The 14,741-nt window shown below is 61.1% G+C and carries 12 protein-coding genes; 4 read left to right on the plus strand and 8 right to left on the minus strand.

Annotated features, from left to right (window positions below):
* Positions 1-72 precede the first annotated feature (72 nt).
* Together A1WC_RS22875 and A1WC_RS22870 are read right to left on the minus strand one after the other, a co-directional pair.
* Entirely contained in the window at positions 73-930 is an 858-nt protein-coding gene (locus A1WC_RS22875; protein ID WP_004206536.1) for a MurR/RpiR family transcriptional regulator, read from the minus strand.
* A gap of 151 nt (positions 931-1,081) precedes the next feature.
* Positions 1,082-2,995 carry a bifunctional 5-dehydro-2-deoxygluconokinase/5-dehydro-2-deoxyphosphogluconate aldolase gene (locus A1WC_RS22870; RefSeq protein ID WP_016160175.1) on the minus strand — a complete coding sequence of 638 codons (1,914 nt, stop codon included), beginning with the start codon at positions 2,993-2,995 and terminating at the stop codon, positions 1,082-1,084.
* Positions 2,996-3,500: 505 nt separating this feature from the next.
* Between A1WC_RS22870 and iolD the strand changes: the two genes are divergently transcribed.
* Genes iolD through iolE form a run of 4 tightly spaced genes read left to right on the plus strand, consistent with a single transcriptional unit; the run spans position 3,501 to position 8,350 of the window.
* Positions 3,501-5,441 (plus strand): 3D-(3,5/4)-trihydroxycyclohexane-1,2-dione acylhydrolase (decyclizing), encoded by a 1,941-nt coding sequence (iolD, locus tag A1WC_RS22865; protein ID WP_008807115.1) that lies wholly within the window; start codon positions 3,501-3,503, stop codon positions 5,439-5,441.
* A 46-nt stretch (positions 5,442-5,487) separates the two neighbouring features.
* Positions 5,488-6,501 (plus strand): Gfo/Idh/MocA family protein, encoded by a 1,014-nt coding sequence (locus tag A1WC_RS22860; protein WP_004152192.1) that lies wholly within the window; start codon positions 5,488-5,490, stop codon positions 6,499-6,501.
* Positions 6,502-6,542: 41 nt separating this feature from the next.
* The gene (locus tag A1WC_RS22855; RefSeq protein WP_004152193.1) at positions 6,543-7,427 is read left to right on the plus strand and encodes a sugar phosphate isomerase/epimerase family protein; all 885 of its coding nucleotides are present in this window, start codon (positions 6,543-6,545) and stop codon (positions 7,425-7,427) included.
* 23 nt (positions 7,428-7,450) lie between these two features.
* Positions 7,451-8,350, plus strand: a complete 900-nt coding sequence (iolE, locus tag A1WC_RS22850; protein ID WP_016160176.1) for a myo-inosose-2 dehydratase — start codon at positions 7,451-7,453, stop codon at positions 8,348-8,350.
* A gap of 228 nt (positions 8,351-8,578) precedes the next feature.
* On the opposite strand, the gene A1WC_RS22845 is transcribed toward iolE, so the two are convergent.
* The 6 genes from A1WC_RS22845 to ahr form a co-directional block, all read right to left on the minus strand.
* Positions 8,579-9,889, minus strand: a complete 1,311-nt coding sequence (locus A1WC_RS22845) for an ABC transporter substrate-binding protein (protein ID WP_016160177.1) — start codon at positions 9,887-9,889, stop codon at positions 8,579-8,581.
* Positions 9,882-10,955, minus strand: a complete 1,074-nt coding sequence (locus A1WC_RS22840; protein WP_016160178.1) for an ABC transporter ATP-binding protein — start codon at positions 10,953-10,955, stop codon at positions 9,882-9,884. Before A1WC_RS22840 ends, A1WC_RS22845 begins: the two co-directional genes overlap by 8 nt.
* Positions 10,956-10,960: 5 nt before the next feature.
* Positions 10,961-11,785, minus strand: coding sequence for a phosphodiesterase (locus A1WC_RS22835; protein WP_016160179.1), 825 nt, complete (start codon positions 11,783-11,785; stop codon positions 10,961-10,963).
* Positions 11,786-11,795: 10 nt separating this feature from the next.
* Entirely contained in the window at positions 11,796-12,683 is an 888-nt protein-coding gene (locus tag A1WC_RS22830; RefSeq protein ID WP_004894651.1) for a carbohydrate ABC transporter permease, read from the minus strand.
* Positions 12,673-13,557, minus strand: coding sequence for a carbohydrate ABC transporter permease (locus A1WC_RS22825; protein ID WP_172437955.1), 885 nt, complete (start codon positions 13,555-13,557; stop codon positions 12,673-12,675). The genes A1WC_RS22830 and A1WC_RS22825 overlap by 11 nt, the downstream gene beginning before the upstream one ends.
* 130 nt (positions 13,558-13,687) lie before the next feature.
* A complete protein-coding gene (ahr, locus tag A1WC_RS22820; RefSeq protein ID WP_004178400.1) occupies positions 13,688-14,707 on the minus strand; it encodes an NADPH-dependent aldehyde reductase Ahr in 1,020 nt (339 codons plus the stop codon).
* Between the last annotated feature and the right edge of the window lie 34 nt (positions 14,708-14,741).

Below are 14,741 nucleotides of genomic sequence, written 5' to 3' on the forward strand. Positions count from 1 at the left end.
CTTATCCGGCCTACGGGATCCTCCCGTAAGCCTATACAGTGCCGCCGGGTCACCGACGCCAGGCGGCTTATCTCACGCCTTCTGCTTGGCCTCGGACTCCTGGCTGCTGTTCAGCGCCAGCGAAACCGCCAGCGTCTGGGCCAGACACAGGGAAGCAACCTGCGAGCGGAAGCCATCCACCTGCGCTTCACGCACCACAAAGCAGACGTCGCTGAAGGCCGCCAGCGGGCTGACCTGACTGTCGGTGATCGCGATCTGCCGCGCTTTGCGCTGCGCGCCCAGCTCCACCAGCTCGACCACTTCCCGGGCGTACGGCGAGAAGCTCACCGCTACCACCACGTCTTTCGGGCCGACCAGACTCAGCTGCTCGGTGAACATGCCGCCTAGGCCGTCGATCAGAAAGGCTTTGCGATCGAGGTGGCGCAGCGCATAGGTCAGATAGGAGGCGACGCTGAACGACCGGCGCAGGCCAATGACGTAGATATTTTCCGCTTCGCCCAGCAGGGCCACCGCGCGCTCCAGCTCATCGCTGGAGGTCTGCATCGCCAGCTGCTGCAGCGCCTGGTTGTTCACCATCGTGAACATATTGAGGATTTCCGTTGGCGTTTCCGGCGGGCTGGACTCATCGCTGGTGGTCTGACGGAACAGACGGGCGCGCTCGGTATAGTTGGCGGTCTCTTCCATCAAGTGTTGCTTGAACATCTGTTTCATTTCGTTAAAGCCGCTGAAGCCGAAGGCGTTGGCAAAACGAATCAACGTGGAAGGGGGAACATCCGCCTGTTGCGCAATGGAGGCCACGGTATCGAAAGCCACGCTATTGCTGTTATCAAGGATATAGCGGGCGACCTGTTTCAGGCGTTTGCTTAACGTATCGTAGCGACGCCTGATTTCATCCTGCAGGATGGTCAGCTGTGTTGGGTTATTGGCCATAGAGTGCGCTCTGAGAAAATGGAAGGAATATGGCTTCCAGTGTACCAAATGAAGCGAATTTTTCATTTATTGCGACGAAATACGCGATTCATTTCACGAAGAAACAGAAAAACGCCCGCTCCGCAAGGTGACGGAGACGGGCGTCGGGGGATCAGCGGCGGGCTTCGCGCCAGTAGCCAATAAGCGTCAGATAGTTGCGTTTCACTTCCTCTATCAGGGCCTCATCGCTGAGCTCACCTTGCATCCAGCGCCGCGACGGCTGGCCAAAGATGGTGCGCCCGACGGCGAAACCTTTGATTATCGGGTGTGCGGCCGCCTCGGCGAAACCGGCGCGCAGTTTGTCGGAAGGCGCGTCGAGGCCGAGGATCAGGATCCCGCGGCTCCACGGATCTTCGCGCTCGATAAGGGCGGTGATCTGCTGCCAGCAGGCGCTGGAGAGCGGCGGCAGCTTCCACCAGTCCGGCTTGATCCCCAGCTGATAGAAGTGTTCCAGCATGGTGTGGTAATGGCGCTCGTCTTTGTCCGGACCATTTTCCGGCAGGATCACCTCCAGCAGCAGCTCATGGCCTGACTTGTTACAGGCCTGCCACACCTCCAGCAGCAGGGCGTCCTGCTCTGCACGCAGCGCCGCCGGGTCGGCAGGATGATAGAAGACCAGGCATTTGACGACATGCTCCAGCGGCCAGTCGATCAGCTGCGAGCCGATGTTGCCATGCTCCAGACGCAGCGGTCGCGAGCTGGGCAGCTCGATGGGGCGGCCGATCCACCAGCCCTTGCCGGTAATGGCGTTCAGCGCACGCTGGCCATAGGTGCCGTCGGCCAGAATGCCGCTGCGCTGATCGAGACCCGCCTCCTGCGCCGCCGCTTCGGCCGCGGCTAACAACAACAGCTTGAGCTGCGGAATGCAGGCTTCATCGCGCCCGGTCTCCCGTGCCAGGTCGGCCAGCTGTTTGCGATGGTCGAAGGCGAAAATGCACAGCTCCGGCCACTGCTGACGGCGGCTGGTGACCCGGTGCAGGTGGTTGAGGCGCTCGTCGACGTCCGGGCGCGGCACCGATTCGGCGCGCAGCAGGTAGTCATCGAGTTCGACTTTGGTGGGCATCGCTGGCGCGCAGCCGTGGCGGGAGACCACCAGCGCGCCGCAGGCGTTGGCGTAACGGCAAGCCTGCTCCCAGCCTTCGTCGTTGAGCCAGCCGCGCAGCAGGCCCGACATAAAGGCATCCCCGGCGCCCAGCACATTGAGAACCTCCACGCGCACGCCCTGCTGCAGCGGCACCTGGTCCCAGCTGTCCGGGATGTCGCCTTCCAGCACCACGCAGCCCATCGGCCCGCGCTTGCAGACGAGGGTGGCTTTGGTGGCATTGCGCACATTTTTCAGCGCGGTCAGGGTATCGGTGCTGCCCCCGGCAATATGAAACTCTTCTTCGGTTCCCACCACCAAATCGAACAGATGCAGCACTTCCTGCAGCTGGCTGGTGACCGGTCCGGACTCAATGAAACGGGTTTCGCCATCGCCGAGCGAGGTGAGCCCCCACAGCACCGGACGGTAATCGATATCCAGCGCGGTACGCAGGCCGTGACGGCGAGCGTACTCCAGCGCCTTCAGCACCGCGGCGCGGGTATTGGCGTGCGACAGGTGGGTGCCAGTCACCGCCAGCGCCCGGGAGGAGGCAATATACTCCTCGCTAATGTCGTCAGGCGTTAAGGCCATATCGGCGCAGTTATCACGGTAGAAAATCAGAGGGAAGGTCTCCTGATCCTTAATCCCCAGCATCACCAGCGCGGTCAGGCGAGATTTGTCGGTGATCAGATACTCGGTATCCACCCCGGCGCGGTTGAGCGTTTCGCGCAGGAAACGGCCGTTGTGTTCATCGCCAACGCGCGCCAGCATGGCCGATTTCAGCCCCTGAATCGCGGTGCCAAAGGCCACGTTGCCGGAGGAGCCGCCCAGATATTTCGCGAAACTGGCAACGTCTTCTAGCCGCGAACCGATCTGCTGGGCATAGAGGTCGACGGCCACCCGACCTATACAGATGACGTCGAGCCGCTTTACTGCTGCATTCATAGCTAGGATTTCCTTTTTGGTGTCTGCTGCCTTGAAGGGTCGGGATCCCGACGTCGACTCCGTGAACAGCCTGAGGGTTATTGGTTACCCTTAGTTTGAGAAATAAATATTTCATTTGCAAACTCGTTCGAAATTAAAAAACCAAAAGTGTGAGGGATCTACCACTCTGCCGCACTGAGCCTCGCGCGAGCGTGGATCGGCCCCTCTGTCGCCCCAGGGGAAAGTGAAACGCCGGAAGCGGTTTCTTTACCTATGATTTTTAAGGGGATATTGTCGTGTGGCGCGGCAAAAAAGGGTCCGAAAACGTGTCTGGAATGTAAGTGAAACGTATGAAATGGGTAGAGAGTTTGATCCCTCTCGCAAAATGAAATATTTCTTCTGTATTTGTATTTAATGAAAAAAATGTTTGCCTATAATCCACAGGTATTCCAGTGACGTGAACGACGGCCCCGGCGGCATCGGCGCGACGCCACACACAAATACTGAACAATAAGGATTGTGCATCATGGGCAAACTGAGACTGACAACGGCGCAGGCGCTGGTGAAGTTCCTCGATAACCAGTACCTGGAAGTGGATGGCGTAGAGCTGAAATTCGTGAAAGGCATTTTCGCGATTTTCGGCCATGGCAACGTCCTGGGGCTGGGGCAGGCGCTGGAGCAGGACAGCGGCGATATGCGCGTCTATCAGGGGCGTAACGAGCAGGGGATGGCCCACGCGGCCACCGGTTTTGCCCGCCAGGCCCTGCGCCGGCAGATTATCGCCTGCACCTCCTCCATCGGTCCGGGAGCGGCCAACATGATCACCGCCGCCGGCACCGCCAGCGCCAACCGCATTCCGCTGCTGTTGCTGCCGGGCGATGTTTTCGCCACCCGCCAGCCGGACCCGGTGCTCCAGCAGATTGAACAGAGCTACGATCTCAGCATCAGCACCAATGACGCTTTCCGCGCAGTCAGCAAATACTGGGACCGTATTACCCGCCCGGAACAGCTGATGAGCGCCTGCATCAACGCTATGCGCGTCCTGACCGACCCGGCGGAAACCGGCGCGGTGACGCTGTGCCTGCCGCAGGATGTGCAGGGCGAAGCCTGGGACTACCCGGAATCCTTCTTTGCGCGCCGCGTGCACCGTCTCGACCGCCGCCCGGCCAGCGCCGCGCAGCTGGCGGACGCCGTCGCGGCCATCAAAGCCAGCCGTAAACCGCTGATCGTCTGCGGCGGTGGGGTGAAATACTCCGGCGCGGGCGAAGCGCTGTCCCGTTTCGCCGAGCGCTACGGGGTGCCCTTCGCCGAAACCCAGGCCGGGAAGGGGACGGTGGTCTCGTCTCACCCCCTGAACGTCGGCGGCGTCGGCGAGACGGGCTGCCTGGCGGCGAACCTGCTGGCGAAAGAGGCCGACCTGGTGATCGGCGTCGGCACCCGCTTCAGCGATTTTACCACCGCCTCGAAATGGATTTTCCAGCACCCGGAGGTGCGTTTCCTGAATATTAACGTCAGCAACTTCGACGCCTGGAAGCTGGACGGCATTGCCATGCTGGCGGACGCCCGGGAAGCGATGACCGCCCTCGACGCGGGGCTGGCGGACAGCGGCTGGCAGGCCGGCTGGGGCGCGCAGATCGAGAGCGTGCAGAGTCGTCAGTTAAAAGAGACCCAGCGCGTCTACCAGGCGGTGTGGCAGGAAAAATCCTTTGTGCCGGAGATCGACGATCATCTCGATCGCGAATCGGTGTATCGCGAGTTCCGCCAGATCACCGACTCCACCCTGACCCAGAGCAGCGTCCTTGGGGTACTGAATGAAACGCTGCCGGCCGAGGCGGTGATCGTCGCGGCGGCGGGCAGCCTGCCCGGCGATCTGCAGCGCGTCTGGCGCAACCGCGCGGAAAACACCTACCACGTGGAGTACGGCTACTCCTGCATGGGATACGAAGTCAACGCCGCGCTGGGCGTGAAGCTGGCGCAGCCGCAGAGCGAAGTCTACTCCCTGGTCGGCGATGGCTCCTTCATGATGCTGCACTCTGAGCTGGTCACCTCCCTGCAGGAGCGGGCGAAGATCAACGTCGTGCTGTTCGACAACATGGCCAACGGCTGCATCAACAACCTGCAGATGGAGCACGGGATGGACAGCTTCGGCACCGAGTTCCGCTACCGCCAGCCGGAAACCGGCCAGTTGCAGGGCGGCCTGGTGCCGGTGGACTTCGCCACCATCGCCGCCGGCTACGGCTGCAAAACCTGGCGCGTCACCACCCTGGACGAACTGCGCCACGCGCTGGACGCCGCCCGTCGCGAAACGGTCAGCACCCTGATTGATATTAAAGTGCTGCCGAAGACCATGGTGCACAAATACGGCAGCTGGTGGAACGTCGGAGTCGCCCAGACGGCGCTCTCAGAGCGGATCCGCAAGGTGGCGCAAATGATTAATGAAAAGCGCGCCCAGGCGCGTGATTACTAAAACGAACCTCTACCCTGAATCCTACAGACTTACGGAGAAAACCATTATGTCGCTCAAATTAGGTGTCATCGGCGCTGGCGCTATCGGTAAAGAACACATCCGTCGCTGCACCCAGGTTCTGCAGGGCGCCACCGTTGTGGCGGTGTCTGATATCAATGCCGACAACGCCCGTGCGGCGGTCGCGCTGCCGGGCGTGCAGGCGGAAGTCTACGCCGACGGCCACGACGTGATTAACGCCAGCGATGTCGATGCCATCCTGGTCACCTCCTGGGACCCGACCCACGAAGAGTACACCCTGGCCGCCATTGCCGCCGGTAAGCCGGTGTTCTGCGAAAAACCGCTGGCGATGTCTGCGGAAGGCTGCCGCCGCATCGTCGATGCTGAAATGAAGGCCGGCCGTCGTCTGGTGCAGGTTGGCTTTATGCGCCCGTACGACGAAGGCTATCTGGCGCTGAAAAAAGTGATCGACGATGGCGATATCGGCGCGCCGCTGATGCTGCGCTGCGCCCACCGCAACCAGTCAGTCGGCGAGAACTACACCACCGATATGGCGATCACCAACACCCTGATCCACGAGCTGGACGTGCTGCGCTGGCTGCTGAACGATGACTACCGTTCCGTGCAGGTGCGCTTCCCGCGTTCCACCTCGCACACCCATGCGCGCCTGAAAGATCCGCAGATCGTCTCCTTTGAAACCAAAAAAGGCACCCTGATCGACGTCGAAGTGTTTGTGAACTGCCAGTACGGGTATGACATCCAGTGCGAAGTGGTCGGCGAAACCGGGATTGCCCGTCTGCCGGAGCCGTCTGCCGTCCAGATGCGCAAGTCCGCCAGTCTGTCGACCGCCATTCTGACCGACTGGAAAGACCGCTTTATCAAAGCCTACGATGTCGAGCTGCAGGCCTTTATCAACGACGTCAAAGCTGGCCAGTTGCACGGCCCGTCGGCCTGGGACGGCTACGCGGCGTCGGTGGCGGCGGACGCCTGCATTAAAGCGCAGGGAACCAGCGAGCCGGTTGAGGTGACGCTGCCTGAGTGCCCGGCATTCTACAAACGTTAAGCGCGTTTTGCTGACGGAACTTCTTTGCACAGGTAACGACGATGAAAATTGCCTTTGATGTGGATGTCATTAAGGACCTCGGGATCACCCGCATGGTCCATCAGGTAGCGGAGTGGGGCTACAAGTACATTGAACAGTCGCCGCACCCGCAGATTAACCCGTTCTACAAGCACCCGCGCGCCAGCCGGGAGATCATGGCGGAGTACAAGCAGGCGCTGCGCGATACCGGCCTTGAGCTGTCGTCGTTTATCTGCGTCTACCGCTGGTCTGGCCCGGACGAACTGCGCCGTCAGGCGGCGGTGAAAAACTGGAAACGGCTGGTGGAAATTGCGGTGGAGATGGGCGTTCAGGTGATCAACACCGAGTTCTCCGGCGATCCGAATCAGCCCGAAATCTGCGATGAAATGTTCTATCGCTCAATGGAAGAGCTGTTGCCAATTTTTGAGCGGGAAGGCATCCGCGTGGAGATCCAGGCGCATCCCTGGGATTTCTGCGAAGAGAACAATGAAACCGTCGATATTGTGAAGTCGTTCCGCAGCGATAACGTGAAGTACGTCTACAGCGTGCCGCACACCTTTTTCTACGACAAAGGCGTCGGCGACGTGGCGAGCATGCTGCGCTATGCCGGGAGCGATCTCTCCCATGTCCTGATTGCGGATACCCGCAACCATACGAAACATTGCCGCTATATCGTTAACCCGCCGGGCGTGGATGCCGTGGTGCATCAGCACGTAGGCGTCGGGGAAGGGGATGTGGATTTCGACGCGCTGTTCCGCACCCTGCGCGAAATGAAATTCGCCGAGCAGACCTTCAAGGTCGGCGGGGAGCCGATTGTCGCCACCTCGCTGTTTGGCTACCCGGAAAAAATGAAATACCAGGCAGTGGAAACCCGTGAACTTATTGAACGTGAATTGCTGCGCCGGTAAGGCGCAGCGGCAGGAGCCCTACTATGAACAAAGATAACGTCAAACTGGCTATCGCCCCGATCGGCTGGACTAACGATGATATGCCGGAGCTCGGCAGCGAAAACACCTTCCAGCAGATCGTCAGCGAAATGGCGCTGGCCGGCTTTACCGGCAGCGAAGTCGGCAGCAAATATCCGCGCGACCCGGCGGTTCTCAAGCCGATGCTGGATATCCGCGGCATTCAGATCTGCAACGCCTGGTTCAGCACCTTCTTCGCCAACGGCCAGCGGGAAAAAACCATTGATGAATTCGTCAATCACATGAACTTCCTTCATGCGATGGGGGCGAAAGTGATTGGCTGCTCCGAGCAGAGCGGCAGCATCCAGGGGCTGGATAAACCGATCCTCGGCGATGTGAAGCCGTGCTTCAGCGACGAAGAGTGGCAGCGGGTAGCGGAAGGCTATAACACCCTCGGCCGCCTGGCGGCGGAGAAGGGGATGCAGGTCTGTCTGCACCACCACATGGGCACCGGCATTCAGACCACCGCGGAAATCGACAAATTTATGTCGCTGGTGGACGAGCGCGTCTTCCTGCTGTTCGATACCGGCCATGCCTGGTATTCCGAAGGCGGCGAAGCGCCGATGCTGGCGATCCTCAAAAAGTATCTGCCGCGCATCAACCACGTTCACCTGAAAGACGTCCGTCCGCCGGTGATCGACCAGGTGCGCCGCGACGGTCTGTCGTTCCTCGACGGCGTGAAAAAAGGCACCTTCACCGTCCCGGGCGACGGGGTGATCGATTTCCGTCCGGTGTTCAAGCTGCTGGACGACTTTGGCTATAAAGGCTGGATGGTGGTGGAAGCAGAGCAGGATCCTGCCCTGGCCAATCCTTTCGAATACGCCGTCAAAGCGCGCAAATATATCCGCGAAACGGCAGGGATCTAATCGTTGTGACATTTTCAGGCCATACCGGGTATGGCCTGCTTTTTTTCCTTTCACAACCGGACTCAGGGCTTAACCACGGCGCCGTACCGTCCCCTCTCCCGGATTCAGGGCTCAACCACGGCGCCGGACAGTTCCCTCTCCCGGATTCAGGGCTTAACCACGGCGCTGTACCGTCCCCTCTCCCTCAGGGAGAGGGCCAGGGTGAGGGTGACGATGACGGGTAACGCGTCACTTCACTTCCGCCAGCGCGGTCTTATCCACATAAGGTTTCATCAGCGCGTCGGCTTCCTTCTGCGCCGCCTGAACCGCCGCTTCCGGCGTCACTTTGGCATCATTGACCACCGCCGCCAGCTGGTTCTCCATCGCCTTACGCACCGCCACGGTCTCCCAGGTGGAGTACCACGGATGGGCGTACTTCAGTTGCTCAAGCGCGATCGCCGCCCGCGGATCCTGCTGCAGATAGGCCTTCATCTCCGGCGTATCATATGACGCCTTGCGCGGCGAGAAGTAGCCGGTAAAGCGGCTCCACGCGCCGTTCACGTCGGGGCTCACCAGATAGGTCAGGAACTGATACGCCGCTTTCTTCTGCGCCTCGTTGATGCCTTTAAAGCTCACCAGGCTGGCGCCGCCGATCGGCACCGCGCGCTGCTCTTTGGCCGGCAGCATCGCCACCCCAAGCTCAAAGTCTTTGCTGTTCTCGCGCATAAAGCCCAGCGCGCCAGTGCTGAGCATCGCCATCCCGAGCTTGCCGGAGAAGAACGCGGCGCTGATCTGCTTCGAGTTCAGCACCCCGGACGGCATCACCTTGTCCTTGTAGATCAGATCCTGCCAGAAGCGCAGGGCGCCGATGGCGGTCGGCGAGTTGTAATAGACCTCGCCCGGATAGTCTTCGTTAAAATATTTCCCGCCGTTGGCGCGCACCAGCGCCGAGAAGATCCAGCCGCCGTAGTCGTCGTTGGTCGACGGCAGCATGATCCCCCACTGGCCTTTGCTTTCGTCGGTCAGCTTTTTGGCATCGGCCAGCAGCTCGGCCCAGGTCTGCGGCGGCTGTTTGATCCCGGCCTGATCGAACATCGTCTTGTTGTAGTAGAGGATCGGCGTCGAGTTATGGAACGGGATCGCATAGGTGGTGCCCATCACCTGGGCGTTCTTATGCATCGCGGGCCAGAATTCCTTTTGCAGAAAATCGCCAGCCTTTTGATCGCCATATTTAAACAGCTCGTCCATCGGCAGGATCTCATCCTTCAGCGCCAGATCGGTGGTGAAGTTGGCGGACATGATCACCAGCGCCGGCGGCTGGCCGGCCTTCTGCGCCGATTCGGCTTTGATCTTGGTGGTGTCGTAGTTGCCGGTGAAGATGCCGCGCACTTCGACATCCTGCTGCGAGTCGTTGAATTGCTTAATGACGCGGGTCATCTCCATGGTCAGCTTGCCGTCCACCGGCGCCGGGAACATGAAGTCTATTTTCTCTTTTGCCAGCGCCGCGCCGCTCAGGGCAAGACTGAGGCCAACCGTGACTACCGTAAGAGGTTTAAACATGATTACACTCCATCAGTAAATTATGCTGGGTCTCAGCATGAAAAAGATGCACATCGGCAGGCGAGAAGCCGATCGGTAGCGACTCGCCTTTCTCCGGCACCGTGCCGCGGTGGCGGCGGCTAAAGCGCAGGGTGCCGATCGGGGTGCTGACGTGGAGCAGGTAGTCGGCCCCCATCAGTTCTCGTTGCAGAACGGTGGCCGGGAGGCGCAGATGGCCCTCCTCCACGCGGTCGGTAATATGTTCCGGGCGAACGCCCAGCCAGACGCGGGTCTGATCCCGGTGGCGCGGCGGCAGCGGATGGCGCTGTTCTCCCAACAGTACTTCACCGTTGGCGCAGGGCAGCGACAGGAGGTTCATCGCCGGCGAACCGATAAACCCGGCGACGAACAGGTTGGCCGGGTTGGCGTACAGATACTCCGGGCGCCCGACCTGCTGTACGTGGCCGCCGTTCATCACCACGATGCGGTCGGCCATCGACATCGCCTCGGTCTGGTCGTGGGTCACATAGATGGTGCTGGTTTTCAGCTGCTGGTGGAGGGCCATAATGCTGTCACGCACTTCGCTGCGCAGGCGGGCGTCGAGGTTGGAGAGCGGCTCGTCCATCAGGAACAGCCGCGGATTGCGCACGATCGCCCGGGCCATCGCCACCCGCTGGCGCTGGCCGCCGGAGAGATTCGCCGGTTTGCGGTCGAGCAGCGCCTCCAGCTGCAGCATCTGCGCCACTTTGTCCACCCGCGGCTGCCAGCTGCTTTTCTCTTCCTTGCGCACCTTCATGCCGAAGGTGATGTTGTCGCGCACCGACAGATGGGGGAACAGGGCATAGTTCTGGAAGATCATCGCGAAGTTGCGCTCGCGCGGCGTGGTGGCGGTGATGTTCTCATCATGCAGCCAGATTTGGCCTTCGCTGACCGGCTCCAGGCCGGCGAGCAGGCGCAGCAGGGTGCTTTTCCCGCAGCCCGACGGGCCGACCAGCACCACGAATTCGCCTTCGTGAATATCCAGCGACAGGGCGCTGAGCGCCGGTTTGCCGTCGAAACGTTTACTGATGTTTTGCAGACTGAGCATGGCGGTTAGCGCTCTTCCGTTGGGCAACTGATGTTTTCGTCATACAGCCACGGCCCGGCGTAGTGGGCCAGCGAGTGCTGATAGCTTACCCACTGATCGCCGACCTGACGGTGCATCAGGCACGAGGCCGGGGAGAGGTCGTAATAGGGCCGGGTGTCTTCGTGGCAGTACGGCACCTGATGGACGGTGCCAGGGATAGTGGAGATCAGCGCCTGGCGATACTGGGTCATGGTCAGGCTGTGGTTGTGGCCGCAGAAGATGCGCGTCAGCGACGGGAAACGCTCCACCAGCGCCAGCAGACGGTGACCGTTTTCGCAGGCGATCGGGTCCATCTGCGCATTGCCCAGCGGCAGCGGCGGGTGGTGCATAAACACCGTTGCCGGTTTGTCGCCGCCCTCGAACAGCTGGGCTTCCAGCCAGCCGATGGTCTCGTCGGTCAGCCAGCCTTTTGAGGTGCCGGCACGACTGGAGTCGATAAACAGCAGGCGGGTGGCGAAGTCATCCACCGCATAGCGCATATTTTGCGGATCGTTGCCCAGCTGCGGGCACAGCGGGTGAAGATGCTCGAGAAAATGGGCTTTGTCGTCGTGGTTGCCGGGGATCAGATACAGCGGATAGTTCAGGCTGCCGAGGATCTGGCGGGCCACCTGATACTCCTCCGGGCGGCCGCAGTTGACGATATCTCCGCTCACCACCACCGCGTCCGGGCGTTCGCGCAGCGCGTTAAGCTGGGAGACCACGTCGGCGTTGGCGGCATTGACGTCGATAAAGCCGTACAGCTTCTCGCCGCGGCTGCGGAAATGGGTATCGGAAATGTGCGCTAACAGCATGAATCACTCCTTATTTGATCCCGGAGAAGCCGAAGCTCCGCAGGAACTGTTTCTGAAAAAGGATGAACGCCAGCATCAGCGGCAGGCAGACCATCAGCGTCCCGGCGCCGATGGTGCCCCACTGGCCGCCGGATTCGGCGCCCATGGCGAAAGAGACCAGCCCGACGGTCAGCACCTGCTTATCGGGATCGTTGAGCATCATCAGCGGCCACAGGTACTCGTTCCAGTGGTAGGTAATGCTGACGGTGGCGAAGGCCAGCACCGACGGCCAGGACATCGGCAGCAGCACGCGGAACAGCACCTGCCACCAGCGGCAGCCCTCCATCAGCGCCGCCTCCTCCAGCTCTTTCGGGATGGCGAGGAACGCCTGACGCATCAGGAACACGCCGAACGCCGAGGTGAAGTAGGGCATCATCACCCCGGTGAGGGTATTGAGCAGGCCGAAGGTTTTCAGGGTCAGCATGTTCGGCACCATCATCACCACCGGCATGATCATCAGCTGGACGAGGAACAGGAGAAACAGCGTCTGCTTGCCGCGAAACTCGTGACAGGCGAAGACGTACCCGGCGGTGGTGATGGTCAACAGCTGCACGAAGAAGGTGCCAAAGGTGAAGATAAGGGTGTTTGCGTACAGGCTCAGCCAGTCGGCGCTCTGCCAGGCGTCGCGGAAGTTATCGAGAGTCAGCGGCAGGCGCGGCAGCAGCGACGCCATATCGTCGCCGAAGGTGGTAGCGCTGAACGAGGTCGCCAGCATCCAGATAAACGGGCTGACCCACAGCAGCGCCAGGCAGCACATTAATACTGTGAGCGTAAAGGGCGACGAGCGGCGCAGGCGCAGCCACAGCGGACGGGCGGCGGCGGGCGTGCGGACCAGCAGCGGCGAGATTTCAGCGCTCATAGTGGGCTCCTTTCTCCAGCAGTTTCAGGTTAATCAGCGAGAAGGCGAACAGCCCGACCAGGGTGAGGAAGGTGGCGGCGGAGGCTTTGCCGAGGTCGTGGGTATCCCAGGCGAGATTCTGGATGTAATAGAGCAGCACGGTGGTGGCGTTGTCCGGCCCGCCGCGGGTCATCACCGCCACGTGGTCGATCTGGGTGATGGAGTAGATCAGCGCGGTGGTGATCACAAAGCTTAGCGTCGGGCGCAGCAGCGGTAACGTGACCTTAAAAAAGACCTGCGTGCGGGTAGCCCCCTCCATCAGCGCCGCTTCCCGCGTCGAGGCCGGAATGCTCTGCAGCCCGGCGAGGAAAAACAGCATGTAGTAGCCGGCGAACTTCCATACGCCGATCAGCGCCAGGGCCAGCAGCGCGCTGTTGCTGCGCCCCAGCCAGTTGTTGTTCATCGGCCCGAACAGCTTCGCCAGATAGTGGTCGAGCAGGCCGAGGCCGGGCATAAAGATAAACAGCCACAGCGCGGCGGCGCTGACCATCGGGATAATCATCGGGAAGAAGAAGGCGGTGCGCAGCCAGCGGTTGACGCGATGGTTCTCGCTCAGGGCGACCGCCAGCAGCAGGGCGAGGGTCACCCCGGGCACTACCGTCAGCAGGATATAGAGCAGGTTATTGCCCAGCGACTGCCAGAAGACGTTATCGGCAAACAGGCGGGCGAAGTTATCCAGCCCGACGTACTGCGCGCCGTCGCTGGCCATGCGGGTATCAAACAGGCTGTCATACACCGAACGCCCCAGCGGGAACCAGGTAAACAGCAGTAAAAACAGCAGGGAAGGCGACAGGATCAGCCAGGGAAGCCAGGTCTTTCTCATGGTGACGCGCATCTCGTTCAGCCATTTATCGAAGCCCGGATTGTGGGAAGCAATGACTACAGAGGCATGGCGGGGAGATGACGGTTTGATGAAGCGACGGGGAAAACGCCGGGCGAGCGGGCCGCCCGGCGGGAGAGAACCATCAGAAGTCGGCTTTCAGCACCGCGCGGTAGCGGGCTTTGCCTTCGCGAACGTGCTTCAGCGCTTCGTTAATCTGCGACATCGGGAACAGCTCGGTGGTCGGGGCCACCTTGCTGCGCCCGGCAAACTTCATCAGCGTGCGCAGTTCGGACGGATTACCGGTCGCCGAGCCGGAGATGCTGCGGTCGCCGCCGATAAGGGTAAAGGCCGGCACCGGGAACGGCTTCATCACCGCGCCGACGGTATGGAAGTTGCCGCCGTAAGCCAGGGCTTCGAAGTACGGCTGCCAGTCGAGATCCACCGCCACGGTGTTGATGATCAGGTCAAACTGACCGGCCAGCGCTTTTAAGGCTTCCGGATCGCGGCTGTTGACTACGCGATCGGCGCCCATCGCCAGCACTTCCTGCTCTTTCGCCGGGTTGGAGCTGAAGGCGGTCACTTCCGCGCCCATCGCCCGCAGCAGCTTAATGGCGATATGGCCGAGGCCGCCGATGCCGATCACCCCGACGCGGCTGGTGGCGGTCACGTGGTGGGTCAGCAGCGGTTTAAAGACGGTGATGCCGCCGCACAGCATCGGGCCGGCGGAAGCCAGATCGATACTCTCCGGCAGGGGGATCACCCACTGCCAGTCGGCGCGCAGCTTATTGGCGAAGCCGCCGCGATTGAGAATGGTCGGCACCGAGCCTTCCAGACAGTTGATCTGGTTGCCGCTGATGCAGGCGTCGCAATGGCCGCAGCTGCGCGCCGTCCAGCCGATGCCGACCTTCTGGCCAATCTTCAGCCCTTTATCCTGCGCCGCGCTGCCCAGTGCCGCCACCCGGCCAATCACCTCGTGACCGGCCACCAGCGGGTAGCTCGACATCCCCCATTCGTTGTCGATCATCGACAGGTCCGAATGGCAGATCCCGCAGTATTCCACCTCAACTTCGACATCTTCCGGCTGCAACTCGCCGGCATCGTATTCCCACAGCGACAGATCGGCGCCCGCTTCTTTGGCGGCGTAGCTTTTAATGATGCTCATGTTTATTTCCTTGGGGTTGGCGTGATAACCCAGA

Origin of the sequence: Klebsiella sp. KTE92 (assembly GCF_000398905.1) — a bacterium.
In the GTDB taxonomy this organism is placed as follows: Bacteria; Pseudomonadota; Gammaproteobacteria; order Enterobacterales; family Enterobacteriaceae; genus Klebsiella; species Klebsiella variicola.

What these genes read in the sequence shown, in the direction of transcription:
- A1WC_RS22870 (WP_016160175.1), bottom strand. Translation starts at nt 2,995, where the DNA reads ATGAATGCAGCAGTAAAGCGGCTCGACGTCATCTGTATAGGTCGGGTG.
- A1WC_RS22835 (WP_016160179.1), bottom strand. Translation starts at nt 11,785, where the DNA reads ATGCTGTTAGCGCACATTTCCGATACCCATTTCCGCAGCCGCGGCGAG.
- A1WC_RS22860 (WP_004152192.1), top strand. Translation starts at nt 5,488, where the DNA reads ATGTCGCTCAAATTAGGTGTCATCGGCGCTGGCGCTATCGGTAAAGAA.
- A1WC_RS22830 (WP_004894651.1), bottom strand. Translation starts at nt 12,683, where the DNA reads ATGAGCGCTGAAATCTCGCCGCTGCTGGTCCGCACGCCCGCCGCCGCC.
- A1WC_RS22875 (WP_004206536.1), bottom strand. Translation starts at nt 930, where the DNA reads ATGGCCAATAACCCAACACAGCTGACCATCCTGCAGGATGAAATCAGG.
- iolD (WP_008807115.1), top strand. Translation starts at nt 3,501, where the DNA reads ATGGGCAAACTGAGACTGACAACGGCGCAGGCGCTGGTGAAGTTCCTC.
- A1WC_RS22840 (WP_016160178.1), bottom strand. Translation starts at nt 10,955, where the DNA reads ATGCTCAGTCTGCAAAACATCAGTAAACGTTTCGACGGCAAACCGGCG.
- A1WC_RS22845 (WP_016160177.1), bottom strand. Translation starts at nt 9,889, where the DNA reads ATGTTTAAACCTCTTACGGTAGTCACGGTTGGCCTCAGTCTTGCCCTG.
- ahr (WP_004178400.1), bottom strand. Translation starts at nt 14,707, where the DNA reads ATGAGCATCATTAAAAGCTACGCCGCCAAAGAAGCGGGCGCCGATCTG.
- A1WC_RS22855 (WP_004152193.1), top strand. Translation starts at nt 6,543, where the DNA reads ATGAAAATTGCCTTTGATGTGGATGTCATTAAGGACCTCGGGATCACC.
- A1WC_RS22825 (WP_172437955.1), bottom strand. Translation starts at nt 13,557, where the DNA reads ATGCGCGTCACCATGAGAAAGACCTGGCTTCCCTGGCTGATCCTGTCG.
- iolE (WP_016160176.1), top strand. Translation starts at nt 7,451, where the DNA reads ATGAACAAAGATAACGTCAAACTGGCTATCGCCCCGATCGGCTGGACT.